General features: G+C 63.4%; 27 protein-coding genes and 1 pseudogene. 15 read left to right on the forward strand and 13 right to left on the reverse strand.

Annotation, left to right across the window (positions count from 1 at the left end):
- Both glyS and NO877_RS16820 read right to left on the reverse strand, forming a co-directional pair.
- Positions 1-1,794 carry a glycine--tRNA ligase gene (gene glyS / locus NO877_RS16815; protein WP_256397514.1) on the reverse strand — a complete coding sequence of 598 codons (1,794 nt, stop codon included), beginning with the start codon at positions 1,792-1,794 and terminating at the stop codon, positions 1-3.
- Positions 1,794-2,651, reverse strand: a complete 858-nt coding sequence (locus NO877_RS16820) for a CBS domain-containing protein (protein ID WP_256397515.1) — start codon at positions 2,649-2,651, stop codon at positions 1,794-1,796. Before NO877_RS16820 ends, glyS begins: the two co-directional genes overlap by 1 nt.
- A gap of 125 nt (positions 2,652-2,776) precedes the next feature.
- Between NO877_RS16820 and NO877_RS16825 the strand changes: the two genes are divergently transcribed.
- Positions 2,777-2,944, forward strand: coding sequence for a DUF7556 family protein (locus NO877_RS16825; protein ID WP_256397516.1), 168 nt, complete (start codon positions 2,777-2,779; stop codon positions 2,942-2,944).
- Between the two features lie 19 nt (positions 2,945-2,963).
- Here NO877_RS16825 and NO877_RS16830 read toward each other — a convergent pair whose 3' ends face one another.
- From NO877_RS16830 to NO877_RS16845, 4 genes are all read right to left on the reverse strand, one after another.
- Positions 2,964-3,269, reverse strand: a complete 306-nt coding sequence (locus NO877_RS16830) for a DUF7130 family rubredoxin-like protein (RefSeq protein ID WP_256397517.1) — start codon at positions 3,267-3,269, stop codon at positions 2,964-2,966.
- A gap of 151 nt (positions 3,270-3,420) precedes the next feature.
- Complete coding sequence (locus tag NO877_RS16835; protein ID WP_256397544.1) at positions 3,421-6,945, reverse strand: DNA polymerase II large subunit; 3,525 nt, start codon at positions 6,943-6,945, stop codon at positions 3,421-3,423.
- Positions 6,946-7,013: 68 nt separating this feature from the next.
- On the reverse strand, positions 7,014-7,433 hold the full coding sequence (locus tag NO877_RS16840; RefSeq protein ID WP_256397518.1) for a PPC domain-containing DNA-binding protein: 420 nt from the start codon (positions 7,431-7,433) through the stop codon (positions 7,014-7,016).
- A 33-nt stretch (positions 7,434-7,466) separates the two neighbouring features.
- Positions 7,467-8,885, reverse strand: coding sequence for an amidase (locus NO877_RS16845; RefSeq protein ID WP_379826927.1), 1,419 nt, complete (start codon positions 8,883-8,885; stop codon positions 7,467-7,469).
- Between the two features lie 219 nt (positions 8,886-9,104).
- Here NO877_RS16845 and NO877_RS16850 point away from each other — a divergent pair, with 219 nt between their 5' ends.
- From NO877_RS16850 to NO877_RS16880, 7 genes are all read left to right on the forward strand, one after another.
- Positions 9,105-9,242 carry a hypothetical protein gene (locus NO877_RS16850; protein WP_256397520.1) on the forward strand — a complete coding sequence of 46 codons (138 nt, stop codon included), beginning with the start codon at positions 9,105-9,107 and terminating at the stop codon, positions 9,240-9,242.
- Entirely contained in the window at positions 9,239-10,369 is a 1,131-nt protein-coding gene (locus NO877_RS16855; protein ID WP_256397521.1) for a FecCD family ABC transporter permease, read from the forward strand. The genes NO877_RS16850 and NO877_RS16855 overlap by 4 nt, the downstream gene beginning before the upstream one ends.
- A complete protein-coding gene (locus tag NO877_RS16860; RefSeq protein ID WP_256397522.1) occupies positions 10,369-11,286 on the forward strand; it encodes an ABC transporter ATP-binding protein in 918 nt (305 codons plus the stop codon). The genes NO877_RS16855 and NO877_RS16860 overlap by 1 nt, the downstream gene beginning before the upstream one ends.
- A gap of 56 nt (positions 11,287-11,342) precedes the next feature.
- Positions 11,343-12,536, forward strand: coding sequence for an ABC transporter substrate-binding protein (locus NO877_RS16865; RefSeq protein ID WP_256397523.1), 1,194 nt, complete (start codon positions 11,343-11,345; stop codon positions 12,534-12,536).
- A gap of 24 nt (positions 12,537-12,560) precedes the next feature.
- Positions 12,561-13,433, forward strand: coding sequence for a DUF7551 domain-containing protein (locus NO877_RS16870; RefSeq protein WP_256397524.1), 873 nt, complete (start codon positions 12,561-12,563; stop codon positions 13,431-13,433).
- Positions 13,434-13,648: 215 nt separating this feature from the next.
- Positions 13,649-13,954 (forward strand): amphi-Trp domain-containing protein, encoded by a 306-nt coding sequence (locus tag NO877_RS16875; RefSeq protein WP_256397525.1) that lies wholly within the window; start codon positions 13,649-13,651, stop codon positions 13,952-13,954.
- A 173-nt stretch (positions 13,955-14,127) separates the two neighbouring features.
- Positions 14,128-15,201 carry an ATP-binding protein gene (locus NO877_RS16880; RefSeq protein ID WP_256397526.1) on the forward strand — a complete coding sequence of 358 codons (1,074 nt, stop codon included), beginning with the start codon at positions 14,128-14,130 and terminating at the stop codon, positions 15,199-15,201.
- A gap of 1 nt (position 15,202) precedes the next feature.
- Here the strand turns inward: NO877_RS16880 and NO877_RS16885 are convergent, their stop codons facing one another.
- Positions 15,203-16,222 carry an NADP-dependent oxidoreductase gene (locus tag NO877_RS16885; RefSeq protein WP_256397527.1) on the reverse strand — a complete coding sequence of 340 codons (1,020 nt, stop codon included), beginning with the start codon at positions 16,220-16,222 and terminating at the stop codon, positions 15,203-15,205.
- A 117-nt stretch (positions 16,223-16,339) separates the two neighbouring features.
- Here NO877_RS16885 and NO877_RS16890 point away from each other — a divergent pair, with 117 nt between their 5' ends.
- A complete protein-coding gene (locus NO877_RS16890) occupies positions 16,340-16,660 on the forward strand; it encodes a cupin domain-containing protein (protein ID WP_256397528.1) in 321 nt (106 codons plus the stop codon).
- A gap of 113 nt (positions 16,661-16,773) precedes the next feature.
- Positions 16,774-17,202, forward strand: a complete 429-nt coding sequence (locus NO877_RS16895) for a universal stress protein (RefSeq protein WP_256397529.1) — start codon at positions 16,774-16,776, stop codon at positions 17,200-17,202.
- Positions 17,203-17,209: 7 nt separating this feature from the next.
- Here NO877_RS16895 and NO877_RS16900 read toward each other — a convergent pair whose 3' ends face one another.
- The 4 genes from NO877_RS16900 to NO877_RS16915 all read right to left on the reverse strand — a co-directional run bounded on the left by NO877_RS16900 (position 17,210) and on the right by NO877_RS16915 (position 20,213).
- A complete protein-coding gene (locus NO877_RS16900) occupies positions 17,210-17,992 on the reverse strand; it encodes a formate/nitrite transporter family protein (RefSeq protein ID WP_256397530.1) in 783 nt (260 codons plus the stop codon).
- 117 nt (positions 17,993-18,109) lie between these two features.
- A complete protein-coding gene (locus NO877_RS16905) occupies positions 18,110-18,709 on the reverse strand; it encodes a PGF-CTERM sorting domain-containing protein (RefSeq protein ID WP_256397531.1) in 600 nt (199 codons plus the stop codon).
- A gap of 56 nt (positions 18,710-18,765) precedes the next feature.
- Positions 18,766-19,689, reverse strand: coding sequence for a diacylglycerol/lipid kinase family protein (locus tag NO877_RS16910; protein WP_256397532.1), 924 nt, complete (start codon positions 19,687-19,689; stop codon positions 18,766-18,768).
- A 125-nt stretch (positions 19,690-19,814) separates the two neighbouring features.
- The gene (locus NO877_RS16915) at positions 19,815-20,213 is read right to left on the reverse strand and encodes an ArsR/SmtB family transcription factor (RefSeq protein ID WP_256397533.1); all 399 of its coding nucleotides are present in this window, start codon (positions 20,211-20,213) and stop codon (positions 19,815-19,817) included.
- A 328-nt stretch (positions 20,214-20,541) separates the two neighbouring features.
- Between NO877_RS16915 and arsD the strand changes: the two genes are divergently transcribed.
- From arsD to hcsS, 4 genes are read left to right on the forward strand one after another with little or no spacing between them, the layout of a single operon-like run.
- Positions 20,542-20,877: an arsenite efflux transporter metallochaperone ArsD gene (gene arsD / locus NO877_RS16920; protein ID WP_256397534.1), complete on the forward strand. Its 336-nt coding sequence runs from the start codon at positions 20,542-20,544 to the stop codon at positions 20,875-20,877.
- Positions 20,878-22,815, forward strand: a complete 1,938-nt coding sequence (arsA, locus tag NO877_RS16925) for an arsenical pump-driving ATPase (protein ID WP_256397535.1) — start codon at positions 20,878-20,880, stop codon at positions 22,813-22,815. It abuts the gene before it with no gap.
- Entirely contained in the window at positions 22,812-23,186 is a 375-nt protein-coding gene (gene hcsL / locus NO877_RS16930) for a halo-CC-star protein HcsL (RefSeq protein ID WP_256397536.1), read from the forward strand. The genes arsA and hcsL overlap by 4 nt, the downstream gene beginning before the upstream one ends.
- Positions 23,177-23,365 carry a halo-CC-star protein HcsS gene (gene hcsS / locus NO877_RS16935; RefSeq protein WP_256397537.1) on the forward strand — a complete coding sequence of 63 codons (189 nt, stop codon included), beginning with the start codon at positions 23,177-23,179 and terminating at the stop codon, positions 23,363-23,365. The genes hcsL and hcsS overlap by 10 nt, the downstream gene beginning before the upstream one ends.
- A gap of 148 nt (positions 23,366-23,513) precedes the next feature.
- Here hcsS and NO877_RS16940 read toward each other — a convergent pair whose 3' ends face one another.
- On the reverse strand, positions 23,514-23,879 hold the full coding sequence (locus NO877_RS16940; RefSeq protein ID WP_256397538.1) for a NifU family protein: 366 nt from the start codon (positions 23,877-23,879) through the stop codon (positions 23,514-23,516).
- 54 nt (positions 23,880-23,933) lie between these two features.
- Positions 23,934-24,257: a DUF5783 family protein gene (locus tag NO877_RS16945; RefSeq protein WP_256397539.1), complete on the reverse strand. Its 324-nt coding sequence runs from the start codon at positions 24,255-24,257 to the stop codon at positions 23,934-23,936.
- Positions 24,258-24,459: 202 nt separating this feature from the next.
- Between NO877_RS16945 and NO877_RS16950 the strand changes: the two are divergent.
- Positions 24,460-24,823: pseudogene (locus NO877_RS16950) on the forward strand (PGF-CTERM-anchored ABC transporter substrate-binding protein); the annotation flags it as partial.

The following is a 24,823-nucleotide window of genomic DNA, read 5'->3' on the forward strand; positions in this document are numbered from 1 at the left end:
TCACGTTGTCGTCACGTCGGTTGCGACGTCGTCGTACCGATCGCCGAGTTCGTCGAACGAGCGGTCTCCGGCCAGCATGGCCTCCAGCTCCCCTGCCACGTCGTCGACCGGCAGCCGGATCTGGGTGGCCGAATCCCGCTCGCGGAGCGTGACTGTCTGCTTGCCGTCGCCTTCGAGGCCCTCGTGGTCGACGGTGACACAGAACGGCGTGCCGACCTCGTCCTGTCGCCGGTAGCGGCGGCCGATCGAGCCCGAATCGTCATAGGTGACCGAGATGCCTGCCTCCCGAAGGCTTCCCGACACCTCGGTCGCCACCTCGACCAGCTCGCTGTCGTTGCTGACAAGCGGGAAGACCGCGACGTTGGTCGGGGCCATTTCGGGCGCAAGCGAGAGGTAGCTCCGCGTCTCGCCGTCGACCTCGTCTTCGCTGTAGCCGTGCTCTAAGAGCGTATACACTGTCCGCCCAACCCCGAAGGAGGGTTCGACGACGTGGGGCGTGATGTGTTCGCCCGATTCGGTCTGCTCCTCGACGCTGAAGTTGGCGACTTCGGTGTCAACCGTGTAGCTCTTGCCATCGACATCGACGGTTACCTCGTCGCCCTCGAAGGCCTCGGGGTCCTCGTCGGCGAGCTCCTGGAGCGCTTCGGCCACGTCGGCCGCAGCGCCGCCGAACTCGGGGCCGAGCGCCGACATATCGGGGTCGACGACCGCTTTCTCGACGGTGATCGGCTCGTCGTACCGTTTGAATACCGTAAAGCGGTCCTCGGAGTACTCGCCGTGTTTGGTCAGGTCGTAGTCGCCGCGGTAGGCGAAGCCGGCGATCTCGATCCAGTTGCCCGAAATCTCACTTTCGGCGTCCCAGCAGTCGGCGGCGTAGTGGGCCCGCTCGCCGCTGAGGTGTTGGCGGAACCGGAACCGATCCATGTCGACGCCCACGCGCTCGTACCACTCCTGGGCGATACCGAGATAGTAGGCGACCCACGGCGAGCCAATGATCCCCTCCTCGACGGCCTCGCCGATGGTCGTGTCGACGTAGTCACCGTCGTCGGCGTTCTGTTCGGTTGCGGGGTAGAGCGTCACCTCGACATCGTCGACTTCTCCAAGGGGTGGTTCGTCTTCCTCGGGGTCGATGAACTGCTCCAACTCGGCCTGTGTAAACTCGCGCACGCGAATGATCCCGCGCCGCGGGCTGATCTCGTTGCGGTAGGCCGGGCCGATCTGGGTGACGCCAAAGGGGAGTTGGCCGCGGGCATACTCCTTGAGCCGCGGGAACTCCACGAAGATGCCCTGGGCCGTCTCGGGGCGCATATAGCCGGGCTGGCCCGAGCCGGGGCCGATCGAGGTCTCGAACATGAGGTTGAAATCCTCGACCGGCTCGCCCGCGAGGTCCGCGCCACAGGTCGGACACGCCAGATCGTGCTCGCGGATCAGTTCCTCGACGCGGTCGACGCCGAGGGCTTCGGCGTCTTCAATTCCTTCGACGGCGTCCTCGATCAGATGGTCGGCACGGTGGCTCTCACCACACTCGGCGCACTCGACGAGCATGTCGTCGAACCCATCGAGGTGGCCGGAGGCCTCGAAGACGGCCTCGGGCATGATCGTCGGCGCTTCGATCTCGTCGTTGCCGAGCCGGACGGTGAACTGGTCGCGCCAGGCGGATTCGACGTTGTGTTTGAGCGACGCGCCCTCCGGGCCGAAGGTGTAGAAGCCAGCGGTTCCGCCGTAGGCTCCGTTCGAACCGAAGAAGAACCCGCGGCGTTTGGCCAGCTCCATGAGCTCGTTTTGCTCGGCCATCAGAGCCCCTCCAGGAGATCGATATCTCGAACGATGCCGACGAGTTCGCCGCCAGCCAGCAGGGGAATCTGCTCGATATCGTTTTTGATCATCGCCTGGGCGGCCTCCGTGGCGGTCTTGGTTCGGGAGATCGTCACCACGTCTTCGGTCATGATCTCCGCGATGGGTTCGGCCGGGATCTCGACGTTTCGGGTCGGGAAGTAGCTGTTGCCGACCGCCTTGATTCCTTCCCAGGCCCATTCGGAATCCTGTTCGGCAATCGACTCGCCGGTGTCGTCCTCGCCTTCGACCACGCGGGCGACCTCGACGATATCGACCTCGGTCAGGATGCCGGTCATGTTCCCCTCGTCGTCGAGGACCACGGTGTAGGGGACGTTCGCGTAGTAGATCTCGCGTTCGCCGACCGCGAGGGGAGTCTCGACGTAGGTGGTGTTGATATCCTGCGTGGCAAGCTCGCCGACCTCGCGGTCGCCGTCGATCTCTTCGCGGGCGATCGCCCGAACCACATCAGTCAGTGTGAGAATTCCGGCGAGTGCGGTCTCGTCGTCGGCCTCGACGACCGGCAGCCGCCGGGCGGTCTCCTCGCGCATGAGCCCGGCGGCCTCGTGGATATCCGCCTCGGTCGTGATCGTCGGCACCTCACGCATCAGGAGTGCCAACTGATCCTCGTCGGGGCGGTCGATCAGGTCGTCTCGGGAGACGAGTCCGCGGTAGACCTCGCTCCCGTCGCTATCCTTGACGACCGGGACCGACGAAAAGCCATGTTCCTGTAGGTACTCCAGGACGTCGTCGCGGGTGCCGGGCAGCTCGACGGTCACCAGCTCCGACCGCGGTGTCATCGCGTCGACTACGTGCATAGTTCGCGTACCGTCGGCCAGCCTCTTGTATCAACCGAACGCCGCCCCGCCTTGCTGGCGGTCGATACTGGATAGTTACATTACCTTTCGACACGTTTATATACGTCAGAGTGTGAGAGACAACCATGCCACAGGAACACACACCTGTTGCCGATGGCTCGGACGCCGAGGTGATGGCCTCGATCGACGCTTCCTCTAGTAGTCCTTCCTATATCATCGCGGACATCAGCCGGGATGACGCGTGGCTCTCGGTATCCGAGACCGACGCGCCGGTGCTCGCCGAGTGGTGTTGACCTGTCTGTAGCCTTTTTATCAGTCCTCAGTCCAGTAGTACAGCGACTCTTTTTCGGCATCGCAGTTCGGACACCGGTCGGGCATCTGTTCGATCTCGCCCATCTCGCCGCACTCCAGACACCGCCACATGAGGTAGGCCTCGCCGAACTCGCCGCTGGTCGACTGCGGGCCGCCGGTAGCGTCGGGACTGGTCGAGACGACGAACCCGTGGTCGGTCAGGCTCCGGACCACGCCCAGCGGCTCTCCGTCCGCGTCGAACACCGTTTCACCGACGAGCTTCGGTGTCTGATCGGTGTCTGCCGGATGGCTATTTGATTCACTCATGGTTCCGGCTACGGCCAGCAGTCGCATAAGTGTGTTAAACGGTAGCTTTCGTCGACTATCGACCGAAACGGGTCGTTATGTCGGTCGACTGGTTCTGTCGGCTACAAATCTCCACCCGAAACGGAGGGGGTTCGGGAGTGGTTCCCAACCACTACATGAAGTCCGCAATCCCGCTCTGCTTGTTTTTGTCGTTCTCGAAGACGGATTCAAGCGAGCGCTCCAGGATGCGGAGCCGCTGTTTGGTGTACTCCCGGCAGCCGAACCGCTCGGCGACCTCGATGGCGGTGTCCATATACTTGTTGACCGACCCCTGGTGGACCGTGAGGTTGACCCGGCCGCCGCACTCCCGGCATTCGCCCGACAACGGCATCCGGCGGTACTTCTCGTCGCAGTCGAGACACCGCGTTTTCTGGCTCGAAAACGCCCGGAGGTTGCCGATCAAATCAGGAAGAAAATGGTACTCGATGACGCGTTCGGCCACGTCGGTCTCGTCGACCGCCCGGAGCTTGCGGGCCAGTTCGAGTTGAGCGTCCATCTTGTCCATCATCGAGCCCAGCGTCTTGTACGCCGAGAGGCTCGGCCCCATGTGAATGTCCGTCGTCGAGTGGGTGTGGTTGAAGCCGCGGTACTGGTCTTTGGTGCCGAGGGTGTCCTCGCCGATTTTGATGTCGACCGACTCGGGGTCGGTCTTTTCGAGGGTAGCCTCGTAGAACGATTTGGGGTAGTTTTCGACGATGTCCATGTTGTGGGCCTCGTCGTCGATTTCGGCCGGGTCGATGCGTGAGGACATCACTAAGGGCGCATCCATGCGCCCACCACGCTTGTTCGGCAGGAACTCCCGGCTGAAGTTCAACAGCCCGTCCATAAGCAGCATCACACAGTCTTCGTCACCATCGCAGTTGCGCCGTTTTGCGGCGTGAAAGTACGGATGCGCGTAGCCGACTGCTGCGCTGGTAAAGCCGACCACCCGCCCGACCACTGCCGCGCTCGTGTGGGGGGCCATCCCGAAGACGAGTTCGCCGACGAGATCGTCGCGTTCGTCGACATCGTAGAAGGCGGGCAGGCCGTAAAACCGCTCTAAGAGGTCGTCGACGAAGTCCGCGGTTTTGATCATGTGCTCGGCCGCGCCGTCCGAGAGGACGATGTCCTGGACCTTGAGTTCGACCAGCTGATCGTCATGCCGCAGCGGGTCGCCGTCGATATCGGTCTCGTAGCCTAGCCCGCGGAAGTGGTCGGCGGTCACGTCGAGCTCTTCGGGTTTGACCGCCGTGACCGGCAGGTCGGTCATATCGTAGCGAACCGTCCCGTCTTTAAACGACGAGACGCCGTGTTTCGTCCGTAAAATCCCCTTTTCGATGGCCTCGGGTGTCTTGTTCGCCGACGTGAGCCCCTGGACGCCTTTTAAAATCTCGAAGTTCCCCTCGCGTTCGGTGATCGATTCGAGGGCCCCGCGGTACTCCTTTCGGAGGTCGACCTCCTGCCACTCGGCGGCGGTGACCTCGCGTTCACACCGTGGACATTCGACCCGGCCCGCCTCGTCGGGTTCGCAGACGACCTCGCAGTCCTCACACTCGTAGTGGGGCTCGGTGTGGACCCCGCAGTCCGGACACTGGGATTTGAACGTCTGGGTCTCGCAGTCCGGACACTGCCGCTGGTTGATCTGCATCCTGTGGACGCCGCGACGACCCTGCTCGTCCATCTCCCGGGCGGCGGCGGCCACGTCCCGCTGGCTCCCCCCGGCTTCGGTGATCGGGAACAGCGTGTGGACTGCCGGTGAGAGGTCTCGCTTTTCGGATTTCTCGGGTCGACCCATCCGCGCGCCGATCCGTGTCGGCGCACGCTCCCGGAGGTCGAACGGGGCGACCTCGTTGGCTGCCTTCACGGCGTTGTCGCCGCCGTCCCACGTCCTCGCGTCCGCCGACAACTCGTCCCACTCTTTCGTGAGATCCTCGCTCACGCCGAGCGAGCGGGCCAGCGGGAGCCAGTCGCGGATTTCGATGGTCTCGTCGGTCTGCTGGTGGGCGACGAGCAGCGTTTCGAGGCTCGTCTGGACCGTCTCGCTTCGCTCGACGACGAGCAGGTCGCCGCCCTCGCGGAGTTCGCCGTCGGCGACGGCCGCCGCGAGCGTCTCGAAGGCCTCGACCGGGATATCATGCCAGACGTAGGTGTATTTCGGGTGGAGCGGGCAGTCGTAGTCGGTCGCCCACTGGAGGGCTTCGGTTGCGGTCGGCGATTCGAGGTCGACGTGAGGGTCGTCCTGGAGGGCTTGGACGTCCGCGCCCGCAGCCGCGAACTCCTGGACCCACCACTCGGGGGCGTAGGATGCGGGTGCGAGCGGGTGGTTGTTCTCGACGAACTCGCCGTAGTTGACGAGGTACTCGCCGAGATCCAGGATCTTCTCGACGCCGTTGCGGAGTTCCAGCGCCTCCTCGGGGTCGTCTATCCGCCGGACTTCGCCGGTCGCCAGTTTGACCGTCGGCCCCTCGATGGAGTCGACTGGGATGATGCCGGCTGCCTTTCCGGGGCGTTCGGTTTTGATCTGGGTCCCCGTAGCGAGAAAGTCGTCGATGATGTGCATCGTCGCCGGGTGGACGCCCGCGGTCGCAAAGCCGAGATTCCGCGCCCGGCCATACCGGAGCCTGAAACCACCTGATTCGGAGGGGTGGCCGAAGACGGGTCGACCCGCGATCAGATCGAGCAGGTACTTCGATTTCGGTTTGACACGCGCTGGTCCGTCGGGTTCGCCCTCCTCGTCTCCGTTCTCGCTTTCGCCCTCGTCGGCTTCGGCGTCGGAAGCGTCCTCCTCGGCCTCCTCGTCGCTGTCGTCTTTTTCGCCGTCGATGGTCCCGTCGATGAGATCTTGCAGCCACGGCCAGTCGACCTCCTCAAGCTGGCGGGTGTAGCGCTGGATTTTGGGGGCCTTCAGGGCGATCCCCTCGGCGGCGACCAGACACATCCCGCCCCGCGAGGCGTTGGTGTCGACGCGGTCGAGATCCCGATAGCCCGAGACTTCGAGGTCGCCGGTCGCCTCGCCGTCGAGCATGATCGGCATATTTGTGGCGATAAAGCGGCTCTCCTTGTCCTTCGGCGAGTACTGGAGGCCGGTGTCCTTGTCGTAGAGGTTGATCTCCTCGACGTAGCGTTCGATCTCCTCTTCGCGGCCTTTGTACTCGGCGAGGCCGAGGATACTCCGGGTGTAGTCGGCGACCAGTACGGAGAGTGCCTGTGCGGTCCCACCCGCCGAGCGGATCGGCCCGGCGTAGTAGACGTTGACGAACTGCGTGCCGTCGTCGTTGTCGAGCAGTTCGACCCGGTCGATCCCCTCGATCGGCGCGGCGACCACGCCCTCGGTGAGCAGGGCGACCGCCGTTCTGACCGCCCCCTCGATCTTCCCGGCCTTGCTGTCGTAGTCGCCCACACGACCCTCGGCGAAATCCTTCGCCAGTTCGAGGGCGGCCTCCTCCCGTGACATCTGGCCCTCCAACTCCCGGACGCGTTCGGCGACGTTCGGGATTCCGAGGATGTTCTCGACGCGGTCGGCCATGTCCTGGGCAATCGGGATTTCGACCTCGGGTTCGGGGTCCTTGCCCTGGCCTTTGGCGCGCTGGGCGACCGCCATCGCCTCGTCGAGTCGGCTCTCGATCCGGTCGAAATACCGCTCGTCGTCGGCGCGCATCGGCGTCCGGTTTGTGGATTCTTCGGACGCTTCGGACTGGTCGCCAGCGGGGCCGTCGCTCGTCTCGCTCACAGCCAGAGGTCCAACTCGGTCTGTTCGTCCCGCTCGCGGGTCAGTGGCTGTTCGAACGCGCGGAAATACAGTTCGCCCGCGAAGACGGTTCCGGCGTTGAGGTGCCCGGCAAGCGCCTGTCCGTTCCGGCGTGAGAGCACCGCGTGGGTGTGGGCGAAGGGCTCGCCGTCCAGGAGACTAACGTTGCCGACACAGGCTGCAACCTCCAGGGGCTCGTCGAAGGTTACCGATTGGTACTCTTTGTCATCTTGGTCGTAAAACCAGAGTTCGGCGTCCTCGACCGAGCCGAGGGCCGAAAACCAGCCCGCCTCGGCGTCGACATCGCGTGCGAGGGTTTCGATCTCCTCGCGCCAGTCCGCGCCGGTTTCGAGTCGAGCCATATACTCGCCGGTGACGGTGACCTCTCGGTAGTTCATAGAATCCTCATTGTCACACCGGGGCAAAAAGCTTCAGTTCTCCTGACCCAGTTGGGCTTCGATCGCCGCGCTCGCCGCGAGGACGGTATCGTCGGCGTAGCGCCGACCCACCACTTGGAGCCCGACTGGACGGCCCTCGTCCGTCTGGCCCACAGGCACCGACGCGGCCGGGTGGCCCGTCACGTTGAACGGCCACGTCAGCACCGCGTCCCACTCCATCGGGCCGAGATCCTCGTGGAGACCGAACCCACTTCGAGCGATGGTTGGTGTGACGAGAATTTCGTGGCTCGACAGCACTGACTGAACCGCATCGAACAGCTGGGTGCGGACGATCCCCGACAGTTCGACATCCCGCGTCTCGTACTCCCGGCCCGCTTCTATCATCTTCAGTAGGCTCTCACTAACCTCCTCGGGATGGGCTGTCAGGTCGACGCCCGTCGATTCTCGCATCACCTCCGCTGCGCCCAGCATCGCCGTGTTGAACGTCGCACCGACCGCCTCGGTGAGTTCGGCCAACGAGCATCCGTGGTCGATCGTCACTTCCTCGACGGTGGCTCCGACAGCCTCGAAGTTCGGGAGTGCGTCCTCGACGACTGCCAGTACCGCGGAGTCGACCTCGAAGACATCGAGCTCCGGCGAGTAGGCGATGGATACGTCGTCGATCGGGCGATCAACTGCGCCCCGGAAGTCGATGGCAACCGGGACGCATCCTGGATCGGCTGGGTGGGGGCCAGCGACGACATCGAGCATGAGTGCGGCGTCCTCAACGGTGCGGGTGAGCGGGCCGAGTGCGGTGTGGTGTCGTTTGGTGCTGAAGGCGTTGGGACGGGAGTCGATGGGAACGAGCCCGAAGGAGGGCTTCATGCCGAAGATGCCACAGCATGCGGCGGGAATACGGATCGAGCCGCCCGCGTCGCTCCCGGTAGCCAGGGCCGCCAGTCTCCCGCCGACCGCCGCGGCACTGCCGCCCGAGGAGCCACCGGCGTTGCACGATCGGTCGACCGGCGAGGCGGTCGCCCCGACAAGTTCGTTCCGGGTGAGTCCCTTGTGGCCCAACTCGGGTGTGTTCGTCTTCCCGAGAACGATGGCTCCGGCGGCTTCGAGTCGGTCGACCATGACGCTGGTTCTGGGGGCTTCGAACTCTGCAAACAGCCGCGAACCGAAGGTGTGGCGGACGCCTTTCTTCATCGCTTGCAGATCCTTGAGCGCGATGGGAACGCCGTGGAGCGGACCGATTTCCTCGTCGGCATCGAGTGCTGCCTCGGCCTCGCGGGCAGCCTCCCGCGCCGAGTCCTCGGTGACAGTGATGTAGGCGTTGAGCGAGTCGTTTTCGGCCTCGATTCGGTTGAAGTAGGCGTCGACGATATCGGTGGGGCTGAGGGCTCCAGTTCGGATCTCGCTGGCCAACTGTGTAGCCGACAGCTCCCAGATCTGGGGTTCCTGTTCGTCCATTGTCTCTGTAAAACGGATGCAGTGGTCTTTGTGGTAGGGGTTGACCGTCACGTACTGTCCCATCAACCGATAGGTTTGTTCACTCCGTTTGACTGTCGGATACCCTCAACAAGCACTGGCGTGAGTGATCTCAACACAGCAGTGTCGCGATGCAGTTGTCATATTTTAGGTATACCTAAATTCCGAAACGCATTTGTTGATTAAGGCTGGCCTAAAAGTATGAAGGCCTCGACCGACACACCGACCGCATACGTCTCCACTATCGTCACTGCCGACGGCCGCGTGCTCGAATCGATCGACAGCCCTACCATTCGACCGCCTTTTGAGAGACAGCCCTCGCTGTTGGTGGCCCAATGAGCAACCGAGAGTCATCGGTCGGGACCGACCAAGCAACGCGGTCGAGGCCCACTGGGAGCCGAGTCGACTGGCTGTTCGATCCGAAACTGCTGTCGGTCGCTTTCGGAAGCCTCGCAGTCGTGGTGATCGGCGGCCTCATACAGGTGAGTCTTGGGTCCTACTCGATGACGATTACCCAAGCGTGGCAGGCCGTATTCAACCCCGACGTGCTGTTCAACCACCGGGCGTGGAACGCCTTCCTGCTGGGCGGCGAACTCCCCGAGATGAGCCGCGAGAGCCTGATCGTCTGGGACATTCGGCTGCCACGGGTGTTCGTCGCGATTCTCGTCGGTATGAACCTCGCCCTGTCGGGGGCTATCTTTCAGGCGGTCACCCGGAACGAACTCGCCAGCCCGTTCATCCTCGGGGTCTCTTCCGGTGCGGGACTGCTGATCCTGCTGACGTTGGTCGTCTTCGGGAGCCTCTCGGCGTTTCTCCCGCTGATCGCCTCGGCTGGCGGCACACTCGCCTTTCTGATCGTCTACGCGATTGCATGGAAACACGGTACCTCACCGGTTCGACTTGTCCTCGCTGGCGTCATCGTCGGCACCGTCTTCGGGAGCCTCCAGACGGCGCTGTTCTTTTTCGCCGAGGACATTGGCGTCGTTCAGTCGGCGATCGCGTGGACCACTGGCTCCCTCACAGGGACCGACTGGGAGCAGGTTCGGCTCGTCCTGCCGTGGACGGTCGTGGCGGTCCTGCTCGGTGTCGCTGGCTCCCGACAGTGTAACGTCCTGTTGCTTGGCGAACAGACCGCCAAATCGCTGGGAATGTCGATCGAAAAGGTCCGGTTCGCACTGTCTGGGGTGGCCGTGCTGGCGGCCTCGGCGAGCATCGCAGTCGCCGGAATCGTCGGTTTCGTCGGGCTGATCGTCCCGCACATGGTCCGGAATCTGGTCGGCAGCGATTACCGAAAACTGATCGTCGGCTGTCTGTTCGTCGGCCCGGCACTCATGGTCGGTGCCGACGCTGGCGCGCGGCTCGCACTCGCTCCCGACCAGATCCCCGTTGGGATCGTCACCGGACTGGTCGGCGGGCCGTACTTCCTCTATCTGATGCGGACACAGCAACACATGGGTGAGATCTAATGTTCGATACCATCGCCTCGATCACACAGGGACGGAATCGAGACGAAGACGACTCCGAGGCGACGGCGACAGCGTCGGCCCCCGAATCGACCGATAGCTCGGCGTCGAGGCTCACTGGCACGGAACTCGTGTTGGGGTACCCAACCACTGACGACCCGATCGTCGACGGCGAAACGATCACCGGCGAACGGGGGGCGGTGACCGCGCTCGTCGGCCCGAACGGTTCCGGCAAAAGCACCCTGCTGAAGGGCCTCGCCAACCAGCTAGCTCCCGACGACGGCGTGGTGTTGATCGACGGCCAGGATATCCACAGCCTCGACACCAAGGCGCTCGCCCGGAAGCTCGGATTGCTCTCTCAAGAGAGCACCTCGCCCGACAGTATTACTGTCGAGGAACTGGTCTCTCACGGCCGGTATCCCTACCGTGGGTTTTTCGAACACGTCACTTACGAAGACGAGTGTGCGGTCGACAACGCGATCGACCTCGCTGGCTGTGATCACCTCCGGGACCGCCAGGTAGGCAGTCTCAGCGGCGGCCAGAAACAGCTGGCGTGGATCGCCATGGTGTTGGCCCAAGATACCGATGTGCTGCTGCTCGACGAGCCGACGACGTTCCTCGACTTACATCACCAACTGGAGGTGATGGAGATAATCGAGACACTCCGCGACGAACGCGAGATTACGGTCGTCGTCGTCCTCCACGATATCGAGCAGGCCGCACGCCATGCCGACTCTATCGTCGCACTGCGGGACGGCGAGATCAAAGCTCGCGGTCCACCGGAGGAGGTGATTACCGAACAGCTCCTGGCCGAGGTGTTCGAGATCGACGCCGAGGTCGACAGCACCGACCGTGGCCCTCGCATCACACCGATTCGCGCCCGCCACGAGGGGAGCGAGGCCGAGTCGACCGACTCCTGATTTTTGGCTCACCTAAAAACCGGAACTGTTTTATTTATTTAGGCAAGCCTAAAACCATGCCAACTACCGAGACGGTACAGCGCGCACCGACGCGCAGAGAAACGATCAGATACGGCGGTACAGTCGTCGGCGGTGGGCTGCTCGCGGGCTGTACTGGCGATGACTCGGGGTCGACCACTCAGTCGACCGACTCGGCGTCGGCCGCTGCCGACGACTCCGATACGGTGTCGATATCCCCGATGGGCGAGGTGACGCTCGACTCGCCGCCGGAGACCGTCTTTACGCGACTCACCCATCACGCGGGGATGGCCTTCGCCCTCGGCCACGGGGACTCGATCACGGCGATGCACGCCCCCGACTACTACGACGGGCTCTGGAACCAGTTCGTCGAACGACTGCCCGGTGTCTCCGTGGACTGGACGGGACTGTACTCCTCGTGGGAACCCAGCAAGGAGAAGCTCTACGATCTCGACAGCGACGTCCACCTCGCGGACCCGGCGTGGATCACCAAACAGGACGGCTGGGACAAAGCGGACATCGAGGAGATCGCCACGAGAGTATCGCCGTGGTTCGGGAACTCTCTCAGTGATCGTCACGCCGAACCGGCCGCCGCCTACGCCGAGGGCTACGAGTACTACACGCTCTGGGAGCAGTTCGAACTCGTCGCCGAACTGTTCCAGGAGCAGGCCCGATACGACGCGCTCGCCGACATCCACGACGAGCTGCTGTCGACCATCGAGGCCGACCTGCCACCGGAGTCGGAACGCCCCTCGGCAGTCATGCTCGCGTCGGCCGATATCGAACAGATCTACGCCTACACCCTGAGCAATCCCGGCTTTCTGACCGCCCATACCCGGCCGTTCGGCGCGCGAGACGCTTTTGACGGCGAGGTCGACTCGAACTCGGTGGTCGACTTCGAGACGCTGCTGGATGCTGACCCCGATGTAATCTTCCTGCTCGGCGGCTTCGAGCCGGAGACGAGCCTGCCGGAGCGACGGGAGGCGTTCAGATCCGATCCGGTCGCCGCCGAGATCACGGCCGTCCAGGACGACCGACTCTACCCACAGGGGGCCAGATATCAGGGGCCGATTCTCAACCTCTTCCAGCTGGAGATGACCGCCAAGCAGCTGTTCCCCGATGTCTTCGGCGTGTGGCCACAGTACGATGAGGGACCGTACCCAGACATACCCGAAGACGAGCAACTGTTCGACCGCCAGCGGGTTGCAGACATCATCAACGGAGAGCTGTAACGTCTCGCCCCGGCCTCACAACCCATGATCGGCACGACACTCAGTGATATCCGCCACCATATCGAATCGCTCGCCAGCCCGCAGGGGGCCTACTACCTCGTCTGTGGCCGCACTGGCCAGCGACCGGTGCCAGCCGCCGGGCTCTCGTTCGACTCTCGACCGACAGCGCGTGCGGCGGCGACCGCAACCGAACAGTACCGCACGGCACTCCGCCGCTACGACCCACAGCTTCCCTGTTACGACGTGATCGTCTGCCAGCGGACCGAGGCCGTGCGGTCGCCGGACGATCAGCGAACTCACGTCTCTGCGCAACCGTCGCTGATCGACTTCTGTCACACCGTCGCCGGTGTCGTCTTCGAGACGATCGCCGACTCCTCGCACTCGATGCTCCAGCGGGCGATCATGGATCGGTATCTCGAACTGGCCGAACGCGTCGACCATCCCGACGAGCTCTGTCTCCGGCTGATCGAAAGCATCGCCACCGAACTCGACAGTCGGCTCGATACCGACGACCAGGCCGACGTGCTCCGGACTGCAGCGACGAACCTACCGTCTGTACGGCGTCGCTCCCGCTCGGCGGACCCGCTCGAATCGGCACTCGATTCGCTCCAGTCGGTGGCGCTGCTCGGCGACTATTCGGTCGACCACCAGTCGGCCAGCTGCGCGGCGGCCTCGTGGACGGTGATACTCGACGACTACCCACTCGCCAGCGACACCGGGGCCGTGGTCACCCTGCCGCTGGTCATCGAACTGTTCGCCCGACTGTCGACGGTCGGACTCCGAATTACGGCCGTCGAGCGAGTCGAGAGCTCGCCGCCGTCGTGGCGGTTCAGCCTCACCGCGACTGCGGCCGCCTCTAGCGGCCCACTGAGTGTTGTTCGGGAGGCCCACTCCTGAGTCCGCTGTCGGCCGATCCCGTCCTGGTGTTAGTCGCCACGCTCTCCGAGTGCTGTGCCGACTACCAACGAACGGTCCGAGTCCATCCCATCCGATGGACATGGCAGTCACGCGACAACCAGCCCCAGCAGTCGACAGTCGTCTCCCGTCACTGATCAACGCCGAGAACTAAATCAGGACCACTTTACTCATCGGGCTCGTTGGTAGCCTCGACCATGTCTGATCATGACACCGAGCATGAAACAGCCGACGCCGAGCGAACGATCATTCGGTCCGGCCGCAACTTTGAACAGGAGTACCGACTCGACGCCAGCGAGGCGGGCGAGTTCCTGATCGCTCTGGGCGAACAGCTCCGTGATGACGACGAACTCACCATTGTCGACGACGAGTGGGAGCTTCCGTTCGCCTTCGGCGAACCGGTCGAACTCGACGTCGACTACGAGGGGATGGACGAGCCGGAACTCGAAATCGAGATCGAAATCCCCGGCCGAACCGACGCCACCGCACCACGCGTCGAGTAGCGACAGGGATACTGCCCAGTTAGTCGACTCGATGCGCGCGTCGACACTACATGGCAAACGCCATCGAATCCTGCGACCGTTCGGTGATCCCGTCGAATATGTTGGAATGAAATACATTCAGGAAATCTTCCGCATCCGGAACGCTCAAACGGCTGTTTGCCGGTTGCTAGGCTGTGATTCGGAGTCAGCTCCGGGCCAACTCGCCGTTGTTCATCGTCGCACTTGGCACGCTGTTCTTTGCTATTTCCCTGAGTTATCACGCTGGCGAGTTTCTCGCCCTCGGCGGCTCGGTCGGTCCCCTGATCGCCTTTCTGTTGGATGGGGGTCCGGCGTTCGCCGTTGCCTACTTCGGCTATCGGCTCAGCGGGGCCGATCTCTCGACCCACAGCCAGTATTCCGTGTTGCGCTGGGGAGTCGGCGGCGGCCTGCTGTTCCTCGGGGTCATCGGGGCGATGTTTATCGTCCACGCCGTCGAGAGCCGCCCCGTCACCGAACCGGTGTTCTCGCTTTTGATCGCCGCCGAAGTCGGGGCTATTGCGGGGCTGATCGCCGGTTACAACAACGCTCAGGCACGGGCCGATGCCCGGCGAGCCGAGGTGGTCAGCGACGCGCTGGCGTTCGTCAACCGACTCATTCGTCACGACCTGCGGAACGATCTGTCCGCGATCTACGGCTACGCCACCCACATCGGCGACCAGCCGACTGCCGCCGACTCGGACCGCGATCCAGCCGAAATCATCGCTCGGAACGCCGACGAGGCGCTCGTCCGCATCGACACCAGCCACGCGATCACCGAGACACTGCTCGACGATCCGGAACTCGAAGCCGTCGATCTCGTTCCCGTCGTTACTGAGTTCGCCGACCGAATCCAGGACTCCTTTGCGGTCTCGGTGACGACCGACCTCCCGGCGGAGGCAGTCGTCGCCGCCAACGATGGCCTTCGGCCGGTCGTTGATAACCTCCTGGAGAACGCCGCCGAACACAACGATGCCAGCGAGCCACGGATCGCGGTCACCGTCGACACCGAGCCGGAAACCGTCCGGCTCCGGATCAGCGACAATGGCTCGGGGATTCCCGACGCACAACAGCCGCTCTTCGAGACGAACAACGGGGCTACTGGCGGACTCTCGCTGGTCGCCACGCTGGTCGAGGAGTACGGCGGCGAGATCCGAGCCGAAGCAAGCCAGTTGGGCGGGGCGGCGTTCGTCGTCGACCTGCCGCGGGCCGACGCAAACGATCGGTCGTAGCCTACGCCGAGCGATCGCCGACCTGGACGACCTGCTTGCCGATGTTGTCACCCGAGAACAGCCCGAGGAACGCGTCGGGTGCGTTCTCCAGGCCCTCGACGATCGTCTCCCGGTGGGTCAGCTCGTCGGAGGCAACCCACTCCCCGAGCTGTTCGCTGGCCTCGCCGAACCGCGTGACGAAGTCGCTGACAAGCAGCCCCTGGACTTTCGCTCGGGGCGCGATGATCTGGGGGAGCTTCCGCGGGCCGGTCGGCACGCTTTCGGCGTTGTAGTGGGCGATCTGCCCACAGACCGCCACGCGGGCGTCGAGGTTCAACTGCGTGAAGACCGCATCCGTAATGGGGCCGCCGACGTTGTCGAAGTAGACATCGACGCCCTCGGGGGCAGCCTCGGCGAGTGCCTCGCCGTAGTCGTCGGTCGTTTTGTAGTTGATCGCGGCATCGTAGCCCAGATCCTCAGTCAGCCAGTCGGTCTTTTCGTCCGATCCGGCAAAGCCGACCACACGGCAGCCGTTCAGTTTGGCGATCTGGCCGACGACCGAGCCGACCGCGCCCGCCGCGCCCGAGACGACCACGGTGTCGCCGGGTTTCGGCTCGCCGACCTCAAGCAGGCCGAAGTAGGCCGTCCGGCCGGGCATTCCCAGCGTGCCCAAGTAGGCAGGCTGGTCGGCGACCGCGGGATCGACAGGTGCGACCTCGCTCGCATCGAGCAGGCTGTACTCTCCCCAGCGTCCCTCACCAGTCACGAGATCGCCCTCGCTGTAGGCCTCGCTGTTGCTTTCGACGACTTCGCCGACGATGCCGCCTTTTAAAACGTCGCCGACCTCCCACGGCTCGGCGTAGGATTCTCCGGCCGACATTCGGCCCCGCATATAAGGGTCGACCGAAAGGTAGTTCACGCGGACGAGGAGTTCGCCCGGTGCTGGCTCCGGAACCTCGGCTTCTTCGAGTTCGAAACAGTCGCTGTCGGGTTCTCCTTGCGGCCGCTCGGCGAGATGCCACTCACGAGTTGTGTCGTCCATGGTTCGGGTACGTGCGGCCGACCCAAGACACTTGGGACATCCCAATCGACAGCCGTGAGACACGTCGGCACCGTTCGGCCGAAGCGCACTTTCCGCTCGGCGCGTAATATCCGGTTGATGTCCTACACCAAAGTCGACACCGACGAGGTCGAACCGGTCGCCGACGGGCTCCGCTTCCTGCGGGAGCCCTTGGAGTGCGAGCAGCTCGGCGTCTCGCTGCTCACCTGCGAGCCGGGCTGGGAAGGCAAGCCCCACGACCACGCCGACGAAGGCCAGGAGGAGGTGTACGTCCTCGTCGAGGGGGCAGCTGTCGTCACCGTCGACGACGAGAAAGTCCCGATGGAGGCGGGCGACGCGCTGCGAGTCGCCCCCGACAGCACGCGCCAGATCCACAACGGCGACGACGAGAGCCTGTTCGTCCTCGCTGGCGCGCCCTAATCGACACGACTCTCGGGAAGATCGACTCCGGATCGCCACGCTTTCTCACCGCTGTCGAACAGTCGGCATTCGGCTAGACGCCGTTTTTGGGCCTTCGCCCCGATTCGGCGGCCGTGTACAACGAGATCCTCGTTGCGACCGACGGAAGCGACGCGAGTGTGGTCGCCGTCGATCAGGCCCTCGCGGTCGCAGACCGGTTCGGGGCGACCGTTCACCTGCTCCACGTGGTCGACCTCGGCACGGAGATGTCGGGCTCGGCGGAGGGAGCCATCGCGAGCCAGTTGACCGACACCCTCGACAAGATGGCGACCGAGGCCCTCGACGCCGCCGAATCGCGGGCCGCCGAGGCCGGAGTCCCGACCGAACGGGTCGCCCTCGAAGGCATTCCCCACGAGGCGATCGTCGACTACTGTGCCAACCACGGGATCGACCTCGTCGTGCTGGGGTCGACCGGCCGGTCGGGCATCACCGAACACCTCATGGGAAGCACGACCGACCGTGTCGCCCGCTCGGTCGAGGTCTCGGTGCTGATCGCCCGGTAGCGTCCACTCAGTCGGACTCGGAGCCGCTCACTTGGGCAACGTGGCTGAGCGTCACCAGCCCGACCCCGCCGACGAGGTTCCCGATCGTCCCGACTCCGAGGACGACACCCCACTGGTTCGGGCTGATCTGCGCTCCGAACAGCACTCCCAGAAACACGTGGAGGCCGGTGACGACGACGTGGTCGAACGGCCCGAGCGCCAGCAGGAAGCCGACGCTGTAGGCCAGTGCCATCTGGCTGCCGACGCTGTCGACGCCCTCTAACATGTACGACAGCAGGCTGACCAGCGCCCCGCCGATGATGGCGCTGGCGAAGACGGTGAGCGGCGTCCGACCGGCGATCTGTGCGGCGACCGTTCGCAGGACGTGTCCCGATCCCGCAGGAAGGGCCCCGTCGACGGCGACGACGAGCGCGAACAGCCCGCCGCCGACGAAGTTGAACAGGAACGTCAGTGTCCAGAGCCGGACGAGCGGCCCGACGATCCACGACTCGTCGTGGTCGACCGCCGTCGCAACCGGATCGAAGAAGTTCTCGTTGAACAGCTCGGCGCGACCCACGACGAGGAAGACAACGCCGATGCCGAAGGTGAGCGCGCCAGCGACCGTCGCAGCGTCGCCGAACTGTGGTTCGACGAGCGCCTCGACCGCCCCGAGGGCCGCGATCCCGAAGACGATCGTGAAGCCCGCGATAAAGCTCGTCGACACCAGTTCGAGCGTCGACTGATCGAGTCGTCGCTGGCCCTCGTCGACTGCGCGCCGGAAGATCTCGTCCGGTGTTGGCCCGACTGACATACTCTGTAATTTGGCTGACAGCTGTATAATGAGGGTTGGTTCCTGGAGTAACCCACAGCTATCGGGTACATCGATCCGGACGCCGTTCGACCGCTGGCTCCGGTACTCGCCCGGGGTTCACTCGACCAGTCGACGGAGCGCGACAAGCGATGCGCCCCCCAACCCGAGGAGCGCCGTTCCAACGCCGAAGCCGGGCGTTGTCGTCTCCGTCCCTCCGTTGCCTTCGGGGGCTACCTCGCCGATTTCCGTGGCTCCGATCTGTTCCAGATTCAGCGAGACGAAGTCCTCCGAACAGGCTTCCTGGGTGTTGACGACGAACAGTTTCCCCTCGTGGACATCGTCGTTGCCCTCGTCGGCGTAGACGATCGCCGATGTCGAGGTCCGATCCTCCTCGATCCGGTCGATAAATCGGGTTTCGTAGGCGACGGTCTCCCCGCTTGATTCGAGGAATCCACAGGCTTCGACCCCGATGTCGATATCCGATTCGGCCTCCACCCGGACGACCTGGACGAACAGGCCGGTGTAGTCGTCGCGGTCGAGCGTCGGCACCGTCGACGAGATGGCGACGTCGGTGAACACTGGCTCCCTGTCAGTCTGTGCGACGCCCGAACCGGGCAGTACTGCAGTTGCTGCGGTTCCCGCACTGCCAGCGACGAACGCACGACGCGAGAGCGACTGGCTCGCTGCTGTCGGTTGCTGTCGGTCGGCTCTCTCCATACCGTCCGTTCCGGCGGTCGACGCTAAAGCGCGATGGCCGTTGCCGTCGGCTTGCTTCACCCCTCGGGTCTGTACTCCGGGCCGACCCGCAGCCGGAGGGCGTCCGGCAGGACCCCGAACTCGACGGTCTCGAACTCGCGGAGCTCGCCGTCGAGACTGAACCTGATCGGCTCGGCTCCGAGCGGGTCGACCGCCAGTCGGGTCGTCCGTAACGCCCGCACGTGTGGGGTGTCACGATCGAGGAATCGCTGTTCGATGGCCTCTCGCACCGCCTCGCCCGGCGGCATTCGCTCGATGATTTCGACAGCAAGCAGTCCGTCTTCGGCGTCGGCCCGCCCGCCGTTCTTCCCGAGTCGGCGCAGGTTCCCGACCAGAACCGCAATCGCCTCACCGGTCCACGCTGTCTCCGCACTGCCGCCGCTGGCGTCGATCGTCACCTCAAGGCCATCGAACGAAAACCCTTCTCTGAGCCCGCCGATCAGGAACGCGACCGAGCCGAACCGCTCTTTCAGATCGGCGGTTGCGGCCTCGCTCACGTCTGCTGGCAGCCCCGCGATGGCCGACATGACGAACGGTTCGTCGTTTGCGACGCCGAGATCCAGCCGCCGTGTTTCGCCGCTGTCGGCCACCTCGAACCCCTCGCCCAGCGTTTCGATGCCCAGATCCCCCGCGACGATGTTCTCGGTCCCGGCGGGAATCACACAGACCGTCACCGCATCCAGAGCGTCGACCGCGGCCAGCCCCTCGACCACCTCGTGAAGCGTCCCGTCGCCCCCACAGACCGCCAGCAGGTCGACGCTATCGGCAGCGGCCGCTTTGGCCAGCTCGACTCCGTGACCGCCGCGTTCGGTTTCGACCACTGGAAACTGGTGAATCGCCGCCAGCCGCCGTACCGTCTCGGCGTGATCGGCCCCGCCGCTGACGGGGTTGAGGACGAGTCGACGACGTTCGGCAGATCGGTCTGGACGTGCCTCACCCATGGGACGCGTCGACGGGACGCCCGCATAAGTACGACATGGCGGTTCCGTTGGAGCGTCGAACGGCTGATGGGCTGTCGATCCCGCTCGGGACGGATCTCAAGGGTCCCACGACGGCGGGTACCGCGTCAGGGGTCGATCGACCGGGAGCCGTCGAGTGCAATCAGAACGGCGGTTGCCCGGTTCGTGACGCTGTATTTGCGCCACTTGCCGTCCTTTCGCCGCGTGAGGAGGCCCGCCTCGGTGAGCTGGGAGAGTGCATGGCTGATCGCACTGTCGCTCACGTCGAGCAACGGTGCGAACTCACAGACACAGAGCTCCTCGTTGGCTGTATGCAGGATTCGAACGATCTTGTACCGCGTTTCGTTGGATAGCGCCGACAGCAGGTCGACGTCCGATTCGAGATCTGGCCCACCGACAGCCGCATCCAACGCATCGAGTTCGTCGAGTCGCTGTTCGAGCGCCTCGGAACCACACGAACCGCGTTCGTCGGTCAGATAGCGCTGTAATCGGTCCCTCGCAGACATACCCATAGTTGACTCAAACGTAAATTAAACCTTTTGTAGCGGCCACATAACAGACTATCTCTCTCGGCAGAACGATTTAGTATTCACTAATTTATAGTTGCGTATATCGACGCGCTGCACAGCAAAAACACTATACTCGGCAGTAAACGCGTTCTGATCTACTCTCGACATTCGGCCCTGTTTTACAGGCCAATTTGATCGACAATCGATTTAGCTACCATCGAAATGTTTAGGTTGTCGGTTCACGATCTGCTAAAATGAGTCCGACACCAGCTGACCTGCAATCACGGTTCGCACCATCCGGACTCGATTGCGGACGACTCCACCCATGACCGAAATCCACCTCTACGAAGAAGCGATGTGTTGCTCCACAGGCGTCTGTGGACCCGATCCCGACGACGAACTCGTCGAGCTGAGTGCCGCCCTCGACCAACTCGAAGCCGAATTCGAGGATGCCGAGATCTCGCGGGCAAACATGCAGCACAACATCGACGAGTTCCTCAATACCGAGGCGATCTACGACCTCGTCGAGGAACACGGCCCCGAAATCCTCCCGATCACGACCGTCGACGGCGAGATCGTCGCCAAAGAAGAGTACCTTTCGTACGACGAGTTGGCGGCCGAACTGCGCGACCGTCACACGCAGCCCCAGGAGGCCCACTGAATGGCACCAACGCGACCGACAACTGACGCCCGAGCGATCGTCGAACCCAGCGGATCGGACACCGAGTTCGTCTTTTTCAGCGGGAAAGGCGGCGTCGGCAAGAGCACCGTCAGCTGTGCGACCGCGACGTGGCTCGCCGACAACGACTACAACACCCTTCTGGTGACGACCGACCCTGCACCGAACCTCTCGGATATCTTCGGCCAGGAGATCGGCCACGAGGTAACCGAGATCGAGGACATTGACAACCTCTCGGCCATCGAGATCGACCCGGATCAGGCCGCCGAGGACTACCGCCAAGAAACCATCGAGCCGATGCGCGAGTTGCTCGACGACGAGCAGATCCAGGCCGTCGAAGAACAGCTCAACAGCCCCTGTGTCGAGGAGATCGCGGCCTTCGACAACTTCGTCGACTTCATGGATAGTCCCGAATACGACGTGGTCGTCTTCGATACCGCACCCACGGGCCACACGATCCGGCTGATGGAACTGCCCTCCGACTGGAACGCCGAACTCGAAAAGGGCGGCTCGACCTGTATCGGCCCCGCCGCCTCGATGGAGGATCGAAAGCAGGACTACGAGCACGCCATCGAGACGCTGCAAGACAGCGAGCAAACCTCCTTTGCCTTCGTCGGCAAGCCCGAGGACTCCTCGATAGACGAGATCCAGCGGAGCGCGTCTGATCTGGGCGACCTCGGTATCGAATCACAGCTCCTCATTATCAATGGCTATCTGCCCGAGTCGGTCTGTGAGGACCCCTTCTTCAATGGGAAACGCGCCGACGAACAGGCGGTCATCGAGCGCGCCGAAAGCGAGTTCGACGCCGACGCGATGGCGACCTACCCGCTGCAGCCCGGCGAGATCGCCGGACTCGATCTGCTAGCCGACGTGGGTGGCGTCCTCTACGACGGCGACGACGCGACCGTCGAGGTCGGCTCCGTACCCAACGGTGCGGCCGAGACGTCGGTCGACTTCGACTCGCTGACCGATCCCGACGCAGTCGCCGAGAAGCTCCAGCCGGTCGACGGCGAGACACGCTATCTGTTCTTCACCGGGAAAGGTGGCGTCGGCAAGTCGACCATCGCTGCGACGTCGGCGACCAAACTCGCCGAGGCGGGCTACGAGACGCTCGTGGTGACGACCGACCCCGCGGCCCACCTCGAAGACATCTTCGGCGAGCCCGTGGGCCACGAACCGACTTCGGTGAGCCAGGCCAACCTCGATGCGGCCCGCATCGACCAAGAGAAAGCCCTCGACGAGTACCGCCAGCAGGTCCTCGATCACGTCACCGAGATGTACGCCGAGAAGGAGGACACCCGGATCGACGTCGAGGCGGCCATCGCCAACGTCGAAGAAGAACTCGAATCGCCCTGTGCCGAGGAGATGGCCGCCCTCGAAAAGTTCGTGGGCTACTTCGAGGAGGATGGCTACGACATCGTCGTCTTCGATACCGCACCGACCGGTCACACGCTCCGCCTCCTCGAACTCCCCTCGGACTGGAAGGGGTTCATGGATCTCGGCTCGCTGACCAAGGGCGCGGCCCCCGCCACGGGCGACCAGTACGACACCGTCATCGAGACGATGCAGGACCCCGACAAGAGCTCGTTCGCCTTTGTCATGTCCCCCGAGTACACGCCGATGATGGAGGCCTACCGCGCGGCCAAAGACCTGCATGATCAGGTCGGCATCGAGACCGCCTTCGTCGTCGCCAACTACCTGCTCCCCGAGGCCTACGGCGACAACGCTTTCTTCGCCAACCGGCGGGCCCAACAGCAGCAGTATCTCGGCGAGATCCAGGATCGCTTCGAGACACCTCTGATGGGCGCACCGCTCCGGCAGGACGAGCCGATCGGCCTCGACGAACTCAGCGCGTTCGGCGATGCGGTGACCGGACTCGATGCGCTCGGCGAGCAGGCCGCGGAGGTGCCGCAGCAATGAGCAACGCCGACTCACTCGATAGCGCCGAAGACGCCGTCGAGGCGAAACTCCAAGCGTTCATCGACGCCATCGAGGACAGCGAGACCTACCAGCAGTTCATGGCCGCGAACGAACGGCTGGAAAACGACGCCGACGCAATGGCACTGCTTGCAGAGTTCCAACAGACGCAGCAACAGCTACAACAGGCCTTCGATCAGGAACTCATGGCCGACCTCCAGGAACTCCAAGCCGAGCTTGCGAACAACGAGACGATCCAACACCATCGGGCCGCAGAGTCCGACCTCATCGAGTTGCTCCAGGAGACCAACGACGTGATCAGCGAGCCGATCGGCATGGTCTTCGCCCAGTCGTCGGGAGGTGGGTGCTGTTGAGCGCTCCCGACGAAGAGGTGCTGGCGGCCGCCGAGGAACTCGCCGAGGAACTCCGCAATGCCCAACGGGAGTCGACGCAGTTCGAGTTCGACTCGCTGCTGCGTCGATGTAATGATGCGATTACCGAGGAGATCGGCGTCGACTACGGGAGTGTCTGTGATGTTGATGATTGCTGTTAGGTAGTCTGCGGACCGCCAAACTCCTATTTGATATCGCACTATTTGATTTATCGACTGTCGACGGCTCGCTCCACACGGCCTATTTAAAACACGCCAGCCATCGCTAGCGTCTCAAACTACCAACACAAATGCAATATAAAAAGCAGCGTTAGAACGGGGCCTGTGGGCCTTCGTTGCCGCCGTCGTCGTCGCTCGACTCACCGGGGAATGACGGACTCATCCCCTCGGTTTCGCCCATCTCGGGCTCGCCGCCCATGCCGGTGTTGGCCTGGACCTGCTCGATCTCGGGGATCTCCTTGACCATTCGGGTTTTGATCGCCTGGATCGTCATCGGGGAGATGCCACAGCCCGAACAGGCACCGCCGAGCTGGATGTGGACCTCGCCGCTTTCCTCGTCGAGATACTCGATGGCGGCGTTGCCGCCGTGCATCTGGATCTGGGGGAAGTTGCGGCGCAGGAAGTTCACCACGCGGTCTTTCAGGTCGGAGTCCGACGCTGCTGAATCCGTACTCATAGATTTTTATTGGGATGCGACAGGCTTAGGCCTTTGGTTCAGGTTGAACCCGGGCTACTCGGTCAGTCGGAACAGTTGCCGGAGTTCGGTTTCGATCTCGTCGGTGTACTCCGCGAGGACGGCTTCGAACCGCTCGCGCTCGACGACGACGCCCTCCAGCCGTTCGTAGGGCTCGTCGGGCAGTTCGATGTCGAACCCTTCGCGGTCGGCGTTGTAGAACGGCTCGCTTTCGTTGAGCACCTGTTGATCGATGGCGTGGATCAACGTCGAGTCGTAGGCATCGTTCATCGTGTTGAACGCGTTCTTGTACGCGCGTTGGAGCTGCGGGAAGTAGTTCGCGTACTTGTCTTCGAACTTCTCGGGGTCGAACTCGGCCATATCCTGTGATTGGCTAGCATCTTAAAAAGACGGCCGATTCGCCAGTCATAAATCGTATTCTGGGATATCAATACGGCCCTCCGGGTGAATCAACACTCTATATATATCTCGACAACCGGTCCGGTCGGTTCGATACAGACAATCTTGAACAAGCTGGCTTTCATTAGGTAATATTTTATTGCACATCCTCGATTCACAATTCATGCGAAACAGATTCGTCGTGTTGATTGTCGGGCTGCTATGCATTTCCGTGCTCGGCGGGACTGCAGGTATCACGGCAGCCGCACAGCCAGCGGACAGCGTATTCGCAATCGAATCGGCAGATAACGGGGGCCGCATAACGGCCGCAGTCGACGGAGACTCGACCAGCGACACGTGTTCTTTCCCGATGAATCTGACTGACACAACGGGAACAGAAATCACGTTGAGTGAGCGGCCGGATCGGATCACGACCACGAACCCCTCGGCCGCCCAGACGCTCTGGGAGTTGGACGCAAAGGATCGCGTTGTAGGGGTCACACAGTTCGCGTCGTATCTCAACGGCTCCGACTCGAAAGCGAACGTCT

The sequence above is a fragment of the Halohasta litorea genome (assembly GCF_024494645.1).
Lineage (GTDB): Archaea > Halobacteriota > Halobacteria > Halobacteriales > Haloferacaceae > Halohasta > Halohasta litorea.

What these genes read in the sequence shown, in the direction of transcription:
- NO877_RS16865 (WP_256397523.1), top strand. Translation starts at nt 11,343, where the DNA reads ATGCCAACTACCGAGACGGTACAGCGCGCACCGACGCGCAGAGAAACG.
- NO877_RS16840 (WP_256397518.1), bottom strand. Translation starts at nt 7,433, where the DNA reads ATGAACTACCGAGAGGTCACCGTCACCGGCGAGTATATGGCTCGACTC.
- NO877_RS16825 (WP_256397516.1), top strand. Translation starts at nt 2,777, where the DNA reads ATGCCACAGGAACACACACCTGTTGCCGATGGCTCGGACGCCGAGGTG.
- NO877_RS16820 (WP_256397515.1), bottom strand. Translation starts at nt 2,651, where the DNA reads ATGCACGTAGTCGACGCGATGACACCGCGGTCGGAGCTGGTGACCGTC.
- NO877_RS16910 (WP_256397532.1), bottom strand. Translation starts at nt 19,689, where the DNA reads ATGGGTGAGGCACGTCCAGACCGATCTGCCGAACGTCGTCGACTCGTC.
- NO877_RS16860 (WP_256397522.1), top strand. Translation starts at nt 10,369, where the DNA reads ATGTTCGATACCATCGCCTCGATCACACAGGGACGGAATCGAGACGAA.
- NO877_RS16915 (WP_256397533.1), bottom strand. Translation starts at nt 20,213, where the DNA reads ATGTCTGCGAGGGACCGATTACAGCGCTATCTGACCGACGAACGCGGT.
- NO877_RS16830 (WP_256397517.1), bottom strand. Translation starts at nt 3,269, where the DNA reads ATGAGTGAATCAAATAGCCATCCGGCAGACACCGATCAGACACCGAAG.
- arsA (WP_256397535.1), top strand. Translation starts at nt 20,878, where the DNA reads ATGGCACCAACGCGACCGACAACTGACGCCCGAGCGATCGTCGAACCC.
- NO877_RS16945 (WP_256397539.1), bottom strand. Translation starts at nt 24,257, where the DNA reads ATGGCCGAGTTCGACCCCGAGAAGTTCGAAGACAAGTACGCGAACTAC.
- NO877_RS16850 (WP_256397520.1), top strand. Translation starts at nt 9,105, where the DNA reads ATGAAGGCCTCGACCGACACACCGACCGCATACGTCTCCACTATCGTC.
- NO877_RS16835 (WP_256397544.1), bottom strand. Translation starts at nt 6,945, where the DNA reads ATGCGCGCCGACGACGAGCGGTATTTCGACCGGATCGAGAGCCGACTC.
- NO877_RS16855 (WP_256397521.1), top strand. Translation starts at nt 9,239, where the DNA reads ATGAGCAACCGAGAGTCATCGGTCGGGACCGACCAAGCAACGCGGTCG.
- NO877_RS16905 (WP_256397531.1), bottom strand. Translation starts at nt 18,709, where the DNA reads ATGGAGAGAGCCGACCGACAGCAACCGACAGCAGCGAGCCAGTCGCTC.
- hcsL (WP_256397536.1), top strand. Translation starts at nt 22,812, where the DNA reads ATGAGCAACGCCGACTCACTCGATAGCGCCGAAGACGCCGTCGAGGCG.
- NO877_RS16890 (WP_256397528.1), top strand. Translation starts at nt 16,340, where the DNA reads ATGTCCTACACCAAAGTCGACACCGACGAGGTCGAACCGGTCGCCGAC.
- NO877_RS16845 (WP_379826927.1), bottom strand. Translation starts at nt 8,885, where the DNA reads ATGGACGAACAGGAACCCCAGATCTGGGAGCTGTCGGCTACACAGTTG.
- arsD (WP_256397534.1), top strand. Translation starts at nt 20,542, where the DNA reads ATGACCGAAATCCACCTCTACGAAGAAGCGATGTGTTGCTCCACAGGC.
- NO877_RS16875 (WP_256397525.1), top strand. Translation starts at nt 13,649, where the DNA reads ATGTCTGATCATGACACCGAGCATGAAACAGCCGACGCCGAGCGAACG.
- NO877_RS16885 (WP_256397527.1), bottom strand. Translation starts at nt 16,222, where the DNA reads ATGGACGACACAACTCGTGAGTGGCATCTCGCCGAGCGGCCGCAAGGA.
- glyS (WP_256397514.1), bottom strand. Translation starts at nt 1,794, where the DNA reads ATGGCCGAGCAAAACGAGCTCATGGAGCTGGCCAAACGCCGCGGGTTC.
- NO877_RS16940 (WP_256397538.1), bottom strand. Translation starts at nt 23,879, where the DNA reads ATGAGTACGGATTCAGCAGCGTCGGACTCCGACCTGAAAGACCGCGTG.
- NO877_RS16870 (WP_256397524.1), top strand. Translation starts at nt 12,561, where the DNA reads ATGATCGGCACGACACTCAGTGATATCCGCCACCATATCGAATCGCTC.
- NO877_RS16900 (WP_256397530.1), bottom strand. Translation starts at nt 17,992, where the DNA reads ATGTCAGTCGGGCCAACACCGGACGAGATCTTCCGGCGCGCAGTCGAC.